This window comes from Enterococcus sp. GPZ-007, assembly GCF_059374735.1.
The window spans coordinates 20,240-35,155 of sequence record NZ_JCAFYN010000011.1; the positions used below are offsets into that span (position 1 = coordinate 20,240).

The following is a 14,916-nucleotide window of genomic DNA, read 5'->3' on the forward strand; positions in this document are numbered from 1 at the left end:
GCCACAAAGTTAGAGTCAATGATTACTCGATTTCAATATTAAAGCTGCGCATCAGATTTAAGGTCGCTTCGTGCAATTGATTGCTTGCGACAAGCTCTGAGTCCACGTAAAAGTCTGCTTCAGGAAGAGCTCCCTGCAATGCCAAGGTATTGGCTAACACACATAAGCTTAATTCCACGCCAACGACTTCGATGCGGCTTTTTTCTTCTTTTCGTTCTTCTATTAATCCTCGAACACGGATCAAAGATTCCGGCGACAAGGCGTAATAGTTCTTTTTGAAGACGTACTCCTCAGGTAATGGAGTCAAATCCTCAACGATCTGCAGCCTCTCCAGTTCTTCGGATTCATTTTTATGCTCGATCGGAATATCTCTGGTGAAAAGGATCAGCTCGTCAGATGTGCGCGCCTTTTTCAGACGTTGCTGTATCTTTGGAATGATCGTATTTGCACCTGCAACGAAGTTCTCATCCTTTTCGTCCAAGATACGTTTTTGCATATCCACAATCACTAGCATTGTTCTTACCTATTTGATCTGCCTAAGAAGAATGAAACGATCAAGACTAGGATGATTGCTCCGATAATTGATGGCACTAGCGCCATACCGGCTAATGAAGGTCCCCAAGAACCTAACAATGCTTGCCCTAATGCTGAACCAACTAGTCCGGCTACGATATTCGCGATCCATCCCATGCTGCTTCCTTTACCTGTAATTGCTCCGGCGATTGCACCGATGACTGCTCCAATAATTAATGACCATAATAAACCCATGATAAATTCCTCCTATGTTGTAAATGTTTGTGTAATTATTTTACGCGTGATTCTTGATTTTCTTCGATCTTTTCTTGTGCCTTGTCTGCGCCGTTACTCATCGCTTCTTTGGCTTTGTCGGTTTGTTTTGAGGCAAATTCGCCAGTTGTTTTCGCTGCACTGGTTACTTTGTCCTGCACCGTTTCGCTGTCTGCTTCATATTCTTCTTTGGTTTTGATATCTACCACACGAAGATTTACTTCAATCACATCCAAATGTGTCATCTTTTTAACTTCATCGCGAATCACTTGTCTGATTTTATTCGCAACTTCTTCGATATCTTTGCCGTATTCCACCACGATATCCATGTCGACTGCAACTTGTTTCTTACCGACTTCTGTTTCGATCCCGGCTGTTACATCGTCTGTATTGACTAATTTTTCCTTCGCATTTGAGAAAAATCCGCCGTCAACTCTCAACAATCCATCGATTTGTTCAATCGCGACACCGATAATTTTTTGGATCACTTTGTCATCATAAACCAAATCACCTTTGACTGTTTCATCAGCATTTGTGTTTGTTTGATTTGAGTTTGGTGTAATTGCCTTCTCATTAAAGTTTTTGTTTTCAAAATTGTTTTCCATAGTAAAATCCTCCCGATTGTATAAAAATAGTTGTTCGTTTTCTTCTGCGGAAAAAACCTTTAATAGTTCTTTCTATCGCTAAAAAGCTCATCCAGCATGCCTGTTTGTTCAAAATAATAACCAAGCGCTGTGCCTAGACCCGTTAATAAAACGATTAACAGTGTTTTAAAAAAACCGATCGACACGAACAATATGGCTAGAATCAAGCCTAATGTCCCGAAAATAATCGGGAGCTTGTATTGATGATAGAAATCTTTCATGTGTCTCCCTCCTATTCCACTCGTGAGCGATTGTCTGTTGACTCATTTTCTTCTTTAAAGGATGTATAAGCGACATCCACTTTGACTTTTTCCCGGCTGCCTAAAACATTCTGCAGCTCTTTTTGAATTTCCTCCATCAACGCTTCGGTTTTTCCGATATGAGAAGATGTCCGATTCAACTGGCCTTTTACTTTGACTTTGATCTTATTCTTAGTTGCCCGAACCTTGACCTGGGGTGACTCGACAAAGCCGACACCTCTGATTTTTGAACGAACGAACCCTTCGATGGCTCTTTTATCTAAAGATAATCGTCCCTTCTCTTCCTTTAAAACAAAAGTTTGTTTGACCTTTGGATAGAAGATCAGGATCAAAATACCAATCAAGAGAACAATCGCAAAGACGAGCGCTACCCAAAACAGGTATTGTCGAAACAGATAATTGGTTAGCGTGCTTCGTAAAAATTCTCCTCGTCCGATACCAAACGGTAAATTAAAATAAGGCGAGGTAAATGCGATAATGACTAATAAAACGGACATCAAAATTAGCGAAAGAACGATACCGATGGTTTTCACACCACGATTCATAGGTGCACCTCCTTCAAAAAAATTTAGTTAGCAGCTATGGAAAGCTGCTAACGTCTTTTTACACGTACCATTGCAGCAGCTGGTTGCCGACGCTTAAACACCAAAGCAACCATATTGATGATTAACGAAATACTAAGTGCTTCAATCAAATGGATCATTGACCATCCCTCCTTAGAGATTAATTGCTTCTCCACCAGTAACACCATAAATTTGCGCAGTAACATAACTTGCATCATTTGACGCTAAGAAAACATATACTGGAGCTAATTCTGCCGGTTGACCCGATCTGCCAAGAAGTGAATCCTGTCCAAATTCAGGCAGCTTGTCTTTTGGTTGACCTTGATCCAATTGCAATGGCGTCCAAATTGGGCCTGGTGCAACGCCGTTTACCCGAATCCCTTTTTTCGCCAATTGTTGTGCCAAGCCAACAGTGAAGTTCGCGATCGCAGCTTTTGTCGCTGCGTAATCCATTAGATGATCACTTGGATTAAAGGCTTGGACAGAAGTTGTCGTGATAATACTGCTTCCAGCAGGTAGATGTGGCAAAGCTTCTTGAACCAGAGCGAACATCGAAATAATGTTCACCTTAAAGGTGTCCTCAACTTGTTTAATCGGTAACTCTTCAATTGATTCCTGAGAAATCTGTTGCGCTGAATTCAACACTAAGGTATCTAACCCATCAAACGCTTCGACCGTACGTTTCACCATTTCCTGCGGTGCATCATCATGGCGTAAATCATAAGCCAGTAATAATGCCTTTCTTCCAGCAGCTTCGATCAGTTCTGCGACTTCTTGTGCGTCCTCTTCTTCACCAGGGAAAAATTGGATAGCGACATCTGCTCCTTCTCGTGCATAGGCAATCGCTGCCGCACGACCAATACCAGAATCTCCTCCAGTAATTAATACACGACGATTTTCTAACTTTCCACTACCAACATAGCTTTCTTCGCCACAATCGGGTTGCGGCTTCATGTCGGTTTGCAGTGCGGGAGTTTTCTGATCCTGTTTCGCAAAGGTCCCTCCGTAAAATAGTTCCCTAGGATCTTTCAAAATTGGTTTCATAAATTCTCTTCCTCACTTTCTAATTATATCCTAACGTGTTTGATTTTATTTTCACAACAATTTGCTCATAATATCCAAATTCACATGATTAAAGCGTCTTATTTGACATTATATCGAGGATAAGTTACGTAAAATTAATTAACGCTTAAATTACAAATAACTTTTTTATTAAACTTGTTAGTACACAAATTAAATCGTGTTTCTTCAATTCATTAGGTACGCAAAAATAGACCAAAACGAACTCATTTTGGTCTCCATTACTCCATATAAGTATGAGGGGGTCTGCTTGAATCAACTGATTCCCGTTCCGGTTCTTCCAGCTCTCTTAGGTGTTGCCATCCTTATCACGCGGAGCTTCGGCTTTCTTGTTGACCAAGTCGCCTAAATCAAATTGATCGGTTTTCCATTGAGCAACTATAGTGGAAAAAGCACCCAACAAGAAACTGTTGAGCATTCGGAATGAACCTGCATGAAACTATTTTGAGGATTCACTTTTCTTTCCAGCAAGAAGTTGAAAGTTCTTCACCGTATCCACGACACTTTCATGCTCCACATGAGTCACATCAAAGCGCAGGATTTTAAAGGTCGTCTCCAAAATAAAGCTGATACCAAAGACTGAAATAACCGTTCCGATCCCGACCTTCGCACCCAGCAGCCAGCCGATCAAAAGAACCGTTCCTTCAATAGCGCCGCGCACGATCCCGATCGGTACATTCGGCAGCCGTTTGCCCAGCGCCACCATCAAAGCATCTCGCGGACCGCAGCCCATCGATGCTCCGATGTAAAAATAACTGCCGACACAGATAGAAACCTGACCTAGCAGGAGCATAAACACCCCAGAGAAAAAATTGTTCATCTGGGGAATGATATCGAAGGCTTGGATCATATCGACAAATACCCCAATCAAGATCGTGTTGAGAATTGTCCCAAAACCGATTTTTTCTTTCAAAGCCACGTCTACTACTAAAATGACTACTCCGCTGATGATGATAATCTGTCCATAGGTTTGATTTGTCAGATTCGCGACCCCCATACTAAAGGCCTCCCAAGAAGCCAAACCAATATTTGCCTGAATCGTCAAAAACGAACCCAACGCAAACAAAAACAACCCGAAAATCAGCCTTGCCAGCCGAACACTATACCCCTTCACTTGACCCCTTCTTTCTATTCTCTAAACATCAACATCAAAATACGCGTTTCTTCATCCGTCGCATTCATATACTTGTGGTTGCAATTCGCCAAAAACTGGATCGCTTCGCCTTCCTCCAGCTCAAAACTCTTTTCACCCACTTGGATATCCAGCACCCCTTGCGTACAAATAATGTATTCCCGAATCCCCGCTTCATGATATTCCGACATCCGCTCTGAATGGGGCGCGATCACATGGCGCAAAATCTCAAACTTCTTATCTGGGTCGAACTCGAATAAATTGTAGGTGTCAAAACCCTCCGAAGTCGAATAATGCTTGGTCGAACTTTTTTTGATCACCGAGACTTCCGGTGTTTCCATATACGTCAGCTGCGCCAACGGAATGTTGATCCCGGTACAAATTTTCTCCAGCATCGAGATCGTCGGGCTCTTGGTGCAGCGCTCGATCTCACTCAACATGCTCTTACTCACGCCCGACAAACGCGCCAGATCATCCAACGTTAAATTTCGCTCCTGTCGTATTCGTTTAATATTGCGACTAATCATTTCATTCGCTGAAATCATCGAAACCTCCAAATTACTATCTTGGATAAAATCCACTATAGTGTAAAACTAATCGTATTTACTCGATTTGTCAATAGGATAAAAAAATGAATCCTTATCAAAACTCTTTTATAAGCTACAAAAAAACGAACTGCCGACCCATAAGCTGGCAATTCGTTTTTACTATTAAAATATCGTTGGAACTAATCCGCCATCTAAGCGCAATGCCGCTCCAGAAAAGGATCGCGCATAGGGACTTGAGACAAAAGCAGCGAAGCGTCCGATCTCTTCTGGGCGGATCAAACGCTGGATTTGCGAAAGCGGGCGGTGGTTTTTCATGAAGTCACTTTCCCATTCGCTTTCTGGGATATCGGTCTCGCTATACATGTCCACAAGCATCTGCTGCACACCCTCAGTTAAGGTAGAGCCCGGCATGATTGTGTTGATCGTTACATTAGTGCCCTTTGTTAACTTAGACAAACTTTTCGCCAACGAAAGATTCATCGTTTTTGTCATGCTGTATTGCGGCATCTCGCCCGAAGGCATGATCGCCTTTTCACTGGCGATAAAGATAATCCGGCCAAAGTCTTCCTCCAACATAGTTGGCAAATAAAATTTAGCGAGGGCATTTCCCGAATAAAAATTCACATCAATAAAATGCTGCCAAACCTCATCCGTGAGATCAAAATAATCTGTCGGCTGAAAGATCCCCATATTGTTGATCAAAATATCAACTGTTGGATAAGCCTCAAACAGCTTTTCCCGCTCGTCTTCCTTGGATAGATCATAAGCGGCTGCTTGTGGGGTTGTTTGTGGAAATTCCGATTTTATTTCTGACACGACTTCATCGACCGCCTGACCATGTCGCCCGTTTACGATGACATTCGTCCCTTCTTTTGCCAGCTCCCATGCTATAGCCTTGCCGATTCCTTTAGTTGAACCAGTGACCAACGCTGTTTTTCCTGATAAGCCTAATTCCATTTCAAAATCCCCCAGTTTTTTCAAAAAATTCGATAACGTGATAATCGAATTCTAAGGGCTTGATGGAGTATCTGTCAATTAGTAGGATTGTCAGTCAACAGAAGAAAGCTATCTGTTGAACCAGCATTGGTCTAAATCGATGCAAGCCAAATAACCCGCGGGTAGTGCGAGCAAAAATTTCTAGTATATTTTATTGCTCCGCCCCATGCCAACGTTGGATTTTCCATGAGGCGGAAGCTGCTCGCTACTCGCGTTTCCGGACACGTTCGAGTCGCCGCTTTCTTTTTTTCTTGAGTTTTACTGGTGGTGATTCCTTGTTTGGGGCAGCCACCTGTTCGATCGTCGGTTCTTCTGTCTCTAATTTACCTGTGATGATCAGTCTCACAAAAGTGGCTTGCTCATCTACTTCGATATTTTCTACCAAAACTCCTACTTCGTACAATTTGAAGCTTTAAAGAACCCCCAGAGTTACATTCAAAGTCCTCTTTTGAATGTTTTCTATAAATTATAGAAGCTTCTTCGGTGTCTTCAGCATTCTCAACGCATTCAGAATTACCAAGATCGTACTGCCTTCATGCATGATCAAACCGATCGCATTAAATATTGGTCAAAGCGAATAGTTCTCATAGCACACTTTTTTTACTTAAAATTTTAAGTAAAAAATGTTAAAATTAGTAATAAGGAGATGATTATGATGGAAAATATTGTACCCGTTTCAGATATGCGATCGTATAATCAGACTTTAGCCAATGTGAAAGCTGGTCAAGAGGTGATTTTAACAAAGAATGGTCGGGCTAAGTATGTCGTAAGCGATTATGAGGAGTATCAAAAGATGAAGGCTACTCTGACCTTGTTTGAAGAATTACACAAAGGAAAACAAGCGTTGAAGGATGACGGTCCTTTGTCCTTAGACCAGCTGAAGGCTCGAATGAATGAAAAAATATAAACTACATCTATCCCCTCAAATTGAAAGAGATTTATCAGATATCATTTTCTACATGCAGCAACTTGGAACGTACGAGTCCACCGTTCTAAGCTTTTTAGACAGAGTCTACTCTGCTTTTGAGTTCTTACAAGCAACTCCTTTGCTTGGACAATCATTAGAAAGCAAAATAGCAGCCCCAACAAGCATCCGCTTCTATCTCGTTGAACAGCACATTATTTTTTATGCGATCGTCGGCGACGTGATTGAAGTTACTCGAGTGCTCCCGGAAAAGAAAGACTATCTTCGAATATTGGGATTTTGAAATCAGTCCCATCCTTTTCAAATGCAGAAACCTGTCAAAAGCGAAACGCCCATAAACTTTCCAAATAGAAAGTAATATGAGCATCTCGCTTTTCATTCGTAAAGTTTTTCCAAAAAGACTGTACGATTGTTTCGAGAAGTTATTTCACCCCCAATTTGAAACTCTAAAGAACCCCAGAGTTACATTCAAAGTCCTCTTTTGAATGTTTTCTATAAATTATAGAAGCTTCTTCGGCGTCTTCAGCATTCTCAACGCATTTAGAATAACCAAAATCGTACTACCTTCGTGCATGATCACACCGATCGTAATATCCATCTTGCCGAGAAAATTCAAGGTAACTAAGGTTAGTACGACAAACATTGAAAAAGCGATGTTCTGCCACGTGATTTTATCCATTTTCTTACTTAGCTTATGAGCGTAAACAAGCTTGGACAGATCATTTTTCATTAGGACTAGATCAGCGACATCCATCGCCACATCTGTTCCGTCTCCCATCGCGATGCCGACATCAGCGGTCACCAGTGCAGGCGCGTCATTGATTCCATCACCCAGCATAGCGGTTGAGCCGTATTTTGCTTGCTGCTCTTTGACAATCGCAGCTTTGTCTTCCGGCATCACGTTGGCTACGACTTCATCCACGCCAATTTGTTTTCCGACTGCTTCACCAGTCAACTTCGCATCCCCAGTGATCATGGTCGTGTGCAGTCCAGCTTCTTTGAAGTAGGCGATGGCATCTTTGGCGTACTGATTAGGTACGTCCATCAAGGCGATCAAGCCGATCACTGCTTCATTTTTTCCAATAAATACAACGGTCTTGCCTTCCGCAGAAAATTGCTTTTCCTTTTCTCTATAGATGAAGGAAACTTTTTCAAAGGAGGCTGGTTTGCCAATACGATAGCTGTTATTCGCATAATTAGTCGACAGCCCGCGTCCTACTTGATTTTCTACTTCAAGCGTAAGCTCCTGCGTATCGGGGAACTTATTGATGATCGCGGTTGCTAATGGGTGGTTCGATTGTTTTTCCATCGCAACGACCAAGTCAATGAGTTCGTCTTGATCCAAGCCTTGTTCGAAAACGTAGTCAGTAACTACGGGTTTGCCATTGGTTAGTGTTCCAGTTTTATCGAAGGAAATGGCTTTTAGACCTTGTAGTTTTGACAGATAAGCGCCGCCTTTTACCAGCACGCCTTTTTTAGACAAATTGGAGATCGTCGCTAAGGTTGTCGGTACAGCACTTGCGGCAAGGGCACAGGGTGAAACGGAAATCAGATAAACCATGCTTCTGTATAAACTCAAATCCCAGCTCCAACCGAAAATGTACGGTCCAGCAAGTAACACCAATGGAAATAGGGCTAAGACGATCGTCACATATTTTGGTTCCAAGCGTTGGATCAGCGTAGCTGTCTTAGTCAAACTTTTTTGGGACTGATTCACCATCTGCAAGATTTTTGAAAAGACGGTTTCCGAACTATCCTTCGTAACCTTCATCGTGAAGGTACCGGAACCATTGATCGTACTGCCATAGACTTCATCGCCGACCGTTTTTTCTTTGGGAATACTCTCGCCATTGATAGATGATTCGTCAATCGCAGTCGTCCCGGTTAAAATTACGCCGTCCGTTGGCACCTGAGCGCCATTTAGAACCTGCAATGTATCGCCGACCTTCACCTCATCAACGGGAACGACTTTGGTACTGCCATCAGAATGCATAATTCTGGCTTCAGTCGGATTCAGATTTAACAAATTGGTGATTTCTTTTTTACTTTTTCCATCAACATAATCTTCTAAGAAATGCGCCGCTGCAAAAATCACGATCAGCATAGCAGCTTCTTCGTATTTGCCAATCACGATCGCCCCGGCAGCGGCTAATGCCATCAAAAAATGAACATTCGGCTGAAATTTTTTGGCGCGGCGGGAATTTTTGATCGTATCGCCAACACCTTCAAGAATAATATGGTACCCCGCGGTAATCACAGAGACGATAAAAGCAGCATTTGAATAAAGGGGGTTTCCTTCCAAAAAAAATCCCAGCAGAAAAGCCGCCAGCCCAACAAAGAATAGAATGATCGCAACTTTTTCTCCATGATTATGAGCATGTTCATGATCTGTTTCGTTTTTGTGCAGCTTCAAACTGACTTTATCCATAAAACTCTCCTCTTTTCCTCGATTCATTATACATATGAGTAACTATTCATATGTTTGATTAGATTATATATGAACATCCATTCATATGTCAAGCAAGAAATAGTCCTTTCCACCAAAAAAACTCTTTACCAGAAATAGCTTCTGATAAAGAATGAATTTAAAAGAATCGTCGTTCACTTCAACTAATCCACCGATTTCAACGCCTCCAGCATATCGACATTTTTCAAGCGGCGATTAATGATAAAACCTAGCAGGATCGTCACGATTACGATGATCACCGTCGGCACAAGGAAGCTGACACTTGAAAGTGCGGGATTGAACATCGCGTCGTTTGGTGGAACGGAGGTCAGGATGAATTGATGCAGCCACTCCCCTAATCCAAAGCCGACCACGATCCCAATAACCGTCAGCAGCATCGTCTCGCGATAAATATACAAAGTGACCTCCTTATCATAAAAGCCCAACACTTTTATAGTAGACAACTCACGAATCCGTTCCGACACATTGATATTCGTCAGATTATAGAGGATCACAACAGCTAAAAGTACAGCGACTAGAACGAGCACTTCCATGATCTTATTTAGCGATGTAACGATAACATCGATTTGGCTGGTCATCGTCGTGTTTTGCACCACCCCCGCGACGCCTGCCGGATCAATAAATTTCGCGGCTTCTTTCTTCGTATTTTTTTCTGAAGGATTCTTTAGATTAACCAATGAGGCATTGGTATGGAAATCTTCCTTAAAGACAGATTGGTATTCCTGCTTGTTCATGAACATGAAGTGTCCCATATACATCTCAGTGATTCCTTCTACCTTCATGGTTCGATTCTTGTTTTCGGCATCCTTCACTTTGATCGTGTCACCGGACTTCACATCTAATAGCTTGGCGAGTCGTTCGGTGATGACCACCCCATCATCAGTCAAATGGAGGACTTTTTTGGTCTTTCGCTCATTCAAATGGATGTAGTCATCAAAGCCTTGGGTTTTCTCCGGCACGATCAATTTGATCTCCTGCGTATCCTTATCTGCTCCAGCGACTTTGGTCAAGGTTTCATAGTGGACCGACGTGTACTCCTCCACCGCTGAGTCAGATAGCTGTTCCTTGATATTGTCCTTCTGATTCGCGGTGAGTGCATCTGATTCTGCCACGATCATATCATAGCGGATCAGCTCGCCAAATTGACGATCATTGATACCAGCGATCGAATGCTGGACACTGAAGCCGGCAAACAGCAGAGTAACCGAGCCGGCAACCCCAAAGATCGTCATCAGCATGCGTTTCTTATAGCGGAAAAGATTCCGAGCGGTTACCTTGTGAGTAAAGCTCAAGTGATTCCAGATAAATGGGATTCTTTCCAGTAAAATCCGTGACCCACTAGCCGGAACCTTTGGCAGTAGCAGATCCGCTGGCCGTTCTCTTAATTCTTTATTCGCTGAGATCAAGGCTGGGATCACAGCACTGATGAAGGCTAAGGCAATCGAGATCAGAGAAATTCCCCAGTGAAATCCCAATGTGATCTTCGGAACATCAAAGCCGTCTTGATAGGTATTATAGACGATCATTGGCAGCAGGGTGTGCCCTAAAATGATCCCAAGGATAGAACCGATCATGCTTGAACTCAAGCCATAGACGACAAACTTTTTATGGATATCCCTGTCTGTATAGCCCAATGCTTTGAGGGTCCCAGCGTTTTTTCGTTCCTCGTCAACAAAGCGCCCCATCGTCGTAAAGGTTACTAGTGCCGCTACCAGAAATAGGAAAACCGGGAAAACATTAGCCAAAGCATCCACAATACTAGAAATACTGTTGTAGATTTTATAGCCTTCCGAGCCTGGCGCCTCCCGTCGATTATTCACCGAGTAAACCGGCTGTTTCAGCTGATTCAATGTAGTTTGTGCTTCTTGAATTTTGCTGTCGCTGTTATTCAGTTTCTTTTGCGCGTCACTTTTCTTAGCTTCAAACTGATTCAGCTGGTTTTGATAGTCAGCTTCTTTTTGCTCCAGCTCCTGTTCTGCTAAGGCAATTTGTGTCTTAGCTGCTTCAGGAACAGAGGGAGACTGCTCCAATTGTTGTTGTTGGATTGTTAGTTCTTGCCGTGCCGCATCCAACTGGGCCTTTCCTGCATCCAGTTGTTGCTGACCTTCTGATATTTGTCTTCTAGCGTCATTCATTTGGCGTTTCGTGTCATTGATCTTTGTTTGAAACTCTGTTTTGATCGTGCTTAACCGTTTCTCCGGCTGATTTTTCAACTGCTCATCGATAGCATCCTTATGAGCTTGAACCTTGTTGGTATATTCTTTCGAATAAGGATCTAAATTTTTCGTATCTTTGAAGGTCATTCGAGCAACCATATAGTAAGGAGAATCAAAATTTTCTTTGTTTACTACCCCGAAGCCGGTCAGTTCTCCTGTTCCTGCCGTTGATTGGCCACGATTAAGCGAGGAGACGACTTCTGAGGAATGGACAAAACCGACGATCTTGTAGCTCTCGTTTTTTAGAATCTTCGAACCTGTGATATCCGCTTTTTCAGAGAAAGTGATTGTATCGCCAAGCTTGTATTTATTATCAAACTTGGCATCCAGTGCGATTTCTTTCGTTTTTTTCGGCATCCGCCCTTTTTCTACTTGATAGGTCGAAATATCCTTCGTATTTGAGAAAATCCGAAAGCTATCGGTCGAATCCTTCTTTGTGACATCCTTCAAGTAGCCATATTCGATTTGGCGTATCCCGTCTGTCTTTTCCAGAGCTTCGCGATCCGAGTCATCAAGTCCATAGCTGCCGATCACCGAGACATCGGACATATTCAATTTCGTAAAATATTCTCCACCCGTTTCTCGCATATCCGGACCGGTCACCTTCAAGCCCACCAAAGCAAAGGAGCTGATCATCATCAACAGCAGGATTGAGATGAAGCGGCCCTTAGAATGCTTGAAGGAACGGAAAATGTCCTTCCATAATGCTTTTTTCTTGATCATCTTCTCCACCTACCATTCGATTTCTGAAATTTGCTTCGGATTTTGATTGACGGTGATTTCTTTGACCTGCGCGTCATGCATGCGAATGACCCGGTCAGCGATCGGAGCCAACGCCGCGTTATGGGTCACAATGACAACAGTCGAACCTTTTTCTCGACTCATGTCCTGCAGGATTTGCAGAACCTGCTTCCCTGTTTGATAATCTAGAGCGCCAGTCGGTTCATCACATAGCAATATTTTCGGATTTTTCGCGACTGCTCGTGCGATCGCGACCCGCTGCTGCTCCCCGCCGGATAATTGGGCGGGGAAATTATTGATCCGATCCTTCAAGCCGACTTCTTCCAAGACTTGCTGAGGATCAGTGGCATCCTCAACGATCTCAGAGGCTAGCTCCACATTTTCCTTTGCCGTTAAATTTGGAACCAGATTATAAAACTGGAACACAAATCCCACGCTTTCCCGACGATAATCGGTAAGCTGGTTCGCTGAGTACTCAGCGATGTTGTTTCTATCAATGATCACCTGTCCCTTCGTGTTTTTGTCCATTCCTCCCAGAATATTTAAAACGGTGGATTTTCCCGCACCAGAGGGTCCCAGAACGATCGCTAATTCCCCTTTTTCTACTTGGAAATTAACATCCTTGTTCGCTAAAATCTCCGTTTCTCCCGTTTGATAACTTTTGTAATTGTGGACCATTTCAATGTAACTCATCAATACTTCCTCCTTAATTCAACAACGTGTTGATTTAATAATGAAATTAGTATAGAATTAAAGTGAAGTCAAAACAATATACACTTTGCCCTGTTCTGTTAATTTAAGGAGGATCACGATGGTAAAAAAGAGAAAAACCGCCAGTAAACAAGCGATCAAGCAGGCCTTCACGCATTTGATCCATGAAAAAGGTTTTGAAGGCTTGACGGTAATGGAGATCGCTCGCGAAGCCGGGATTAATCGCGGCACGTTTTATACCCATTACATAGACAAGTACGATTTGATGGAAAAGCTGGAAAAGGAAACCATGGATGATTTGAAGAGTATCTTGCTGCGCCCAGATGAAGGTGATATCAATGATCCGCTGGAGCTGATCCCTTATCCGCTGATTTTAGAGGCGTTGATTTATGTCAAACAAGATTTTGATTTTGTTAGTGCCCTTGCCAGCCCCGGTGGAGATCGACAATTCGTTTCGATGATTAAAGGGATATTATCCGAATTAATCGAATCAAAAATCAACCAATCCACGGAATTGGAATTCAAAAAAGAAAATCTTCCAGAAGATTACGCGCAGGAAATTCTGCTTTCCAGCATCGTCGCCATCATCTTGCTGTGGATCAAAAAAGGCGCAGAGGAATCGCCAGAGGATATTGCGAAAATGATTTTCAAAGCAAGAGCGATCTCGCCTTACGAATTACTGATTTAAAAAGTTAAACGAGCATTTAACTATCCATATGAATAGTTAAATGCTCGTTCACTTTACTTTTGTAAAGTTCTTTTCAGAAAGACTTTACGAATATGTTTAATCAATCTATTTCTCCAACTCCAAAAATGCCTGCTTCGCCCAATTCGAATCCTTAAATATTGCCCGTCCGACACCGATCATATCGGCTTTTTCTTCTCGTAATAATTTTTCCGCGACAGACGCATCCACGATCCCGCCTGTTAGAATCACAGGTATCCCAACATTTCGTTTAATCGTCTCGGTCAAGTCACTAAAGTAACCTTGCTCCTTGGAATAAGGATTGATATAGGAACTAAAGCCACCAGAAATATCCAGCAAATCGATCCCGGCTTTTTCAAAGACTTGCGCAGCGATGATGCTGTCCTCGATCGTTGTGCCGCCTTCCGTATGATCACTTGCTCCAAGCCGGATCGCCACCGGATAGTCTGCTCCAACCACTTCCCGAACCGCTTCGATGATCTCCAAATGAAGTCGAATCCTGCCTTCAATCGTCTGCCCATTGTATTGATCAATGCGTTTATTGGTTAATGGCGAATAAAACTGCGTCAGCAAATACGCATGTGCCGAATGAATCTCTACCCCATCAAAGCCCGCTTTTTTCGCTCGTAATGCCGCTGCCGCAAAATCAGCTATGACCTTTTGAATATCCTCCTGCGTCATTTCAATCGGCAACGCATCGTTTTTAGCAAATTTAGGATGCTCCACCGCACTAGCACTTTTCGGTAGGCAACCAATGATTTCTTGTTTCGCTCTCGCACCCGCATGATTGATTTGCGCAAAGGTTAATGTATTATTTTGATGAATCGATTTTACTAGCTTCGTCAATCCAGCAACATCACTGTCTTTAGCAATCGACAATTGCCCTTTATTAGCTTTTCCTTCTGGGCAAATATAACTATGCTCCGTTATCAGCAGACCAAGATGACCGCCTGCCGATTTTTCTGCATAATACTCACACAGTGCTTCAGTTACTTCGCCGTCTTCCTGCGATTTCGATGTTGCGATTGGCGGCATGACTAGACGATTGGGCAGTTCTAAATTCCCTACTTTGATCGGTGAACCTAACAAACTCATAACACATCCTCCTTTTCTTTCTCTCCTTGATTTTATCAGTTTCTTA

General features: G+C 42.8%; 18 protein-coding genes. 3 read left to right on the forward strand and 15 right to left on the reverse strand.

All coding sequences use genetic code 11. The annotated features are described in order from the left end of the window. Positions 1–22 precede the first annotated feature (22 nt). The 11 genes from AC4J95_RS07775 to AC4J95_RS07825 all read right to left on the reverse strand — a co-directional run bounded on the left by AC4J95_RS07775 (position 23) and on the right by AC4J95_RS07825 (position 6,412). Complete coding sequence (locus AC4J95_RS07775) at positions 23–514, reverse strand: cysteine hydrolase family protein (RefSeq protein WP_494549372.1); 492 nt, start codon at positions 512–514, stop codon at positions 23–25. Positions 515–519: 5 nt separating this feature from the next. Beyond that, the gene (locus AC4J95_RS07780; protein WP_316405272.1) at positions 520–768 is read right to left on the reverse strand and encodes a GlsB/YeaQ/YmgE family stress response membrane protein; all 249 of its coding nucleotides are present in this window, start codon (positions 766–768) and stop codon (positions 520–522) included. A gap of 35 nt (positions 769–803) precedes the next feature. Then, complete coding sequence (locus AC4J95_RS07785; RefSeq protein ID WP_494549373.1) at positions 804–1,391, reverse strand: Asp23/Gls24 family envelope stress response protein; 588 nt, start codon at positions 1,389–1,391, stop codon at positions 804–806. Positions 1,392–1,450: 59 nt separating this feature from the next. After that, on the reverse strand, positions 1,451–1,651 hold the full coding sequence (locus AC4J95_RS07790; protein ID WP_494549374.1) for a DUF2273 domain-containing protein: 201 nt from the start codon (positions 1,649–1,651) through the stop codon (positions 1,451–1,453). 11 nt (positions 1,652–1,662) lie between these two features. Further along, positions 1,663–2,235: an alkaline shock response membrane anchor protein AmaP gene (gene amaP / locus AC4J95_RS07795; protein WP_494549375.1), complete on the reverse strand. Its 573-nt coding sequence runs from the start codon at positions 2,233–2,235 to the stop codon at positions 1,663–1,665. Between the two features lie 171 nt (positions 2,236–2,406). After that, entirely contained in the window at positions 2,407–3,297 is an 891-nt protein-coding gene (locus AC4J95_RS07800; protein WP_494549376.1) for an SDR family oxidoreductase, read from the reverse strand. 325 nt (positions 3,298–3,622) lie between these two features. Next, positions 3,623–3,751 (reverse strand): hypothetical protein, encoded by a 129-nt coding sequence (locus AC4J95_RS07805; protein ID WP_494549377.1) that lies wholly within the window; start codon positions 3,749–3,751, stop codon positions 3,623–3,625. 21 nt (positions 3,752–3,772) lie between these two features. Further along, on the reverse strand, positions 3,773–4,447 hold the full coding sequence (locus AC4J95_RS07810) for a YczE/YyaS/YitT family protein (protein ID WP_494549378.1): 675 nt from the start codon (positions 4,445–4,447) through the stop codon (positions 3,773–3,775). A 14-nt stretch (positions 4,448–4,461) separates the two neighbouring features. Next, positions 4,462–5,010 (reverse strand): helix-turn-helix domain-containing protein, encoded by a 549-nt coding sequence (locus tag AC4J95_RS07815; RefSeq protein ID WP_494549379.1) that lies wholly within the window; start codon positions 5,008–5,010, stop codon positions 4,462–4,464. A 165-nt stretch (positions 5,011–5,175) separates the two neighbouring features. After that, positions 5,176–5,970 (reverse strand): SDR family NAD(P)-dependent oxidoreductase, encoded by a 795-nt coding sequence (locus AC4J95_RS07820; RefSeq protein ID WP_494549380.1) that lies wholly within the window; start codon positions 5,968–5,970, stop codon positions 5,176–5,178. Between the two features lie 244 nt (positions 5,971–6,214). Then, positions 6,215–6,412, reverse strand: a complete 198-nt coding sequence (locus AC4J95_RS07825; RefSeq protein ID WP_494549381.1) for a hypothetical protein — start codon at positions 6,410–6,412, stop codon at positions 6,215–6,217. A 252-nt stretch (positions 6,413–6,664) separates the two neighbouring features. Here AC4J95_RS07825 and AC4J95_RS07830 point away from each other — a divergent pair, with 252 nt between their 5' ends. After that, positions 6,665–6,916: a type II toxin-antitoxin system prevent-host-death family antitoxin gene (locus AC4J95_RS07830; protein WP_494549382.1), complete on the forward strand. Its 252-nt coding sequence runs from the start codon at positions 6,665–6,667 to the stop codon at positions 6,914–6,916. Next, positions 6,903–7,217, forward strand: a complete 315-nt coding sequence (locus AC4J95_RS07835; RefSeq protein ID WP_494549383.1) for a type II toxin-antitoxin system RelE/ParE family toxin — start codon at positions 6,903–6,905, stop codon at positions 7,215–7,217. The genes AC4J95_RS07830 and AC4J95_RS07835 overlap by 14 nt, the downstream gene beginning before the upstream one ends. Before the next feature lie 216 nt (positions 7,218–7,433). Here the strand turns inward: AC4J95_RS07835 and AC4J95_RS07840 are convergent, their stop codons facing one another. From AC4J95_RS07840 to AC4J95_RS07850, 3 genes are all read right to left on the reverse strand, one after another. Next, a complete protein-coding gene (locus tag AC4J95_RS07840) occupies positions 7,434–9,362 on the reverse strand; it encodes a heavy metal translocating P-type ATPase (protein ID WP_494549384.1) in 1,929 nt (642 codons plus the stop codon). Between the two features lie 182 nt (positions 9,363–9,544). Further along, positions 9,545–12,340 carry an FtsX-like permease family protein gene (locus AC4J95_RS07845; protein ID WP_494549385.1) on the reverse strand — a complete coding sequence of 932 codons (2,796 nt, stop codon included), beginning with the start codon at positions 12,338–12,340 and terminating at the stop codon, positions 9,545–9,547. A gap of 9 nt (positions 12,341–12,349) precedes the next feature. Further along, positions 12,350–13,051: an ABC transporter ATP-binding protein gene (locus AC4J95_RS07850; RefSeq protein WP_494549386.1), complete on the reverse strand. Its 702-nt coding sequence runs from the start codon at positions 13,049–13,051 to the stop codon at positions 12,350–12,352. 118 nt (positions 13,052–13,169) lie between these two features. Here AC4J95_RS07850 and AC4J95_RS07855 point away from each other — a divergent pair, with 118 nt between their 5' ends. Further along, complete coding sequence (locus tag AC4J95_RS07855) at positions 13,170–13,757, forward strand: TetR/AcrR family transcriptional regulator (RefSeq protein WP_494549387.1); 588 nt, start codon at positions 13,170–13,172, stop codon at positions 13,755–13,757. Between the two features lie 105 nt (positions 13,758–13,862). Here the strand turns inward: AC4J95_RS07855 and AC4J95_RS07860 are convergent, their stop codons facing one another. Next, positions 13,863–14,870 (reverse strand): NADH:flavin oxidoreductase, encoded by a 1,008-nt coding sequence (locus AC4J95_RS07860; protein WP_494549388.1) that lies wholly within the window; start codon positions 14,868–14,870, stop codon positions 13,863–13,865. Between the last annotated feature and the right edge of the window lie 46 nt (positions 14,871–14,916).

Bases quoted from the DNA above. Each gene is read 5' to 3' on its own strand.
- AC4J95_RS07855 (WP_494549387.1), top strand. From the start codon at position 13,170: ATGGTAAAAAAGAGAAAAACCGCCAGTAAACAAGCGATCAAGCAGGCC.
- AC4J95_RS07820 (WP_494549380.1), bottom strand. From the start codon at position 5,970: ATGGAATTAGGCTTATCAGGAAAAACAGCGTTGGTCACTGGTTCAACT.
- AC4J95_RS07840 (WP_494549384.1), bottom strand. From the start codon at position 9,362: ATGGATAAAGTCAGTTTGAAGCTGCACAAAAACGAAACAGATCATGAA.
- AC4J95_RS07815 (WP_494549379.1), bottom strand. From the start codon at position 5,010: ATGATTTCAGCGAATGAAATGATTAGTCGCAATATTAAACGAATACGA.
- amaP (WP_494549375.1), bottom strand. From the start codon at position 2,235: ATGAATCGTGGTGTGAAAACCATCGGTATCGTTCTTTCGCTAATTTTG.
- AC4J95_RS07845 (WP_494549385.1), bottom strand. From the start codon at position 12,340: ATGATCAAGAAAAAAGCATTATGGAAGGACATTTTCCGTTCCTTCAAG.
- AC4J95_RS07835 (WP_494549383.1), top strand. From the start codon at position 6,903: ATGAAAAAATATAAACTACATCTATCCCCTCAAATTGAAAGAGATTTA.
- AC4J95_RS07800 (WP_494549376.1), bottom strand. From the start codon at position 3,297: ATGAAACCAATTTTGAAAGATCCTAGGGAACTATTTTACGGAGGGACC.
- AC4J95_RS07780 (WP_316405272.1), bottom strand. From the start codon at position 768: ATGGGTTTATTATGGTCATTAATTATTGGAGCAGTCATCGGTGCAATC.
- AC4J95_RS07830 (WP_494549382.1), top strand. From the start codon at position 6,665: ATGGAAAATATTGTACCCGTTTCAGATATGCGATCGTATAATCAGACT.
- AC4J95_RS07860 (WP_494549388.1), bottom strand. From the start codon at position 14,870: ATGAGTTTGTTAGGTTCACCGATCAAAGTAGGGAATTTAGAACTGCCC.
- AC4J95_RS07790 (WP_494549374.1), bottom strand. From the start codon at position 1,651: ATGAAAGATTTCTATCATCAATACAAGCTCCCGATTATTTTCGGGACA.
- AC4J95_RS07805 (WP_494549377.1), bottom strand. From the start codon at position 3,751: ATGCTCAACAGTTTCTTGTTGGGTGCTTTTTCCACTATAGTTGCTCAA.
- AC4J95_RS07850 (WP_494549386.1), bottom strand. From the start codon at position 13,051: ATGAGTTACATTGAAATGGTCCACAATTACAAAAGTTATCAAACGGGA.
- AC4J95_RS07785 (WP_494549373.1), bottom strand. From the start codon at position 1,391: ATGGAAAACAATTTTGAAAACAAAAACTTTAATGAGAAGGCAATTACA.
- AC4J95_RS07775 (WP_494549372.1), bottom strand. From the start codon at position 514: ATGCTAGTGATTGTGGATATGCAAAAACGTATCTTGGACGAAAAGGAT.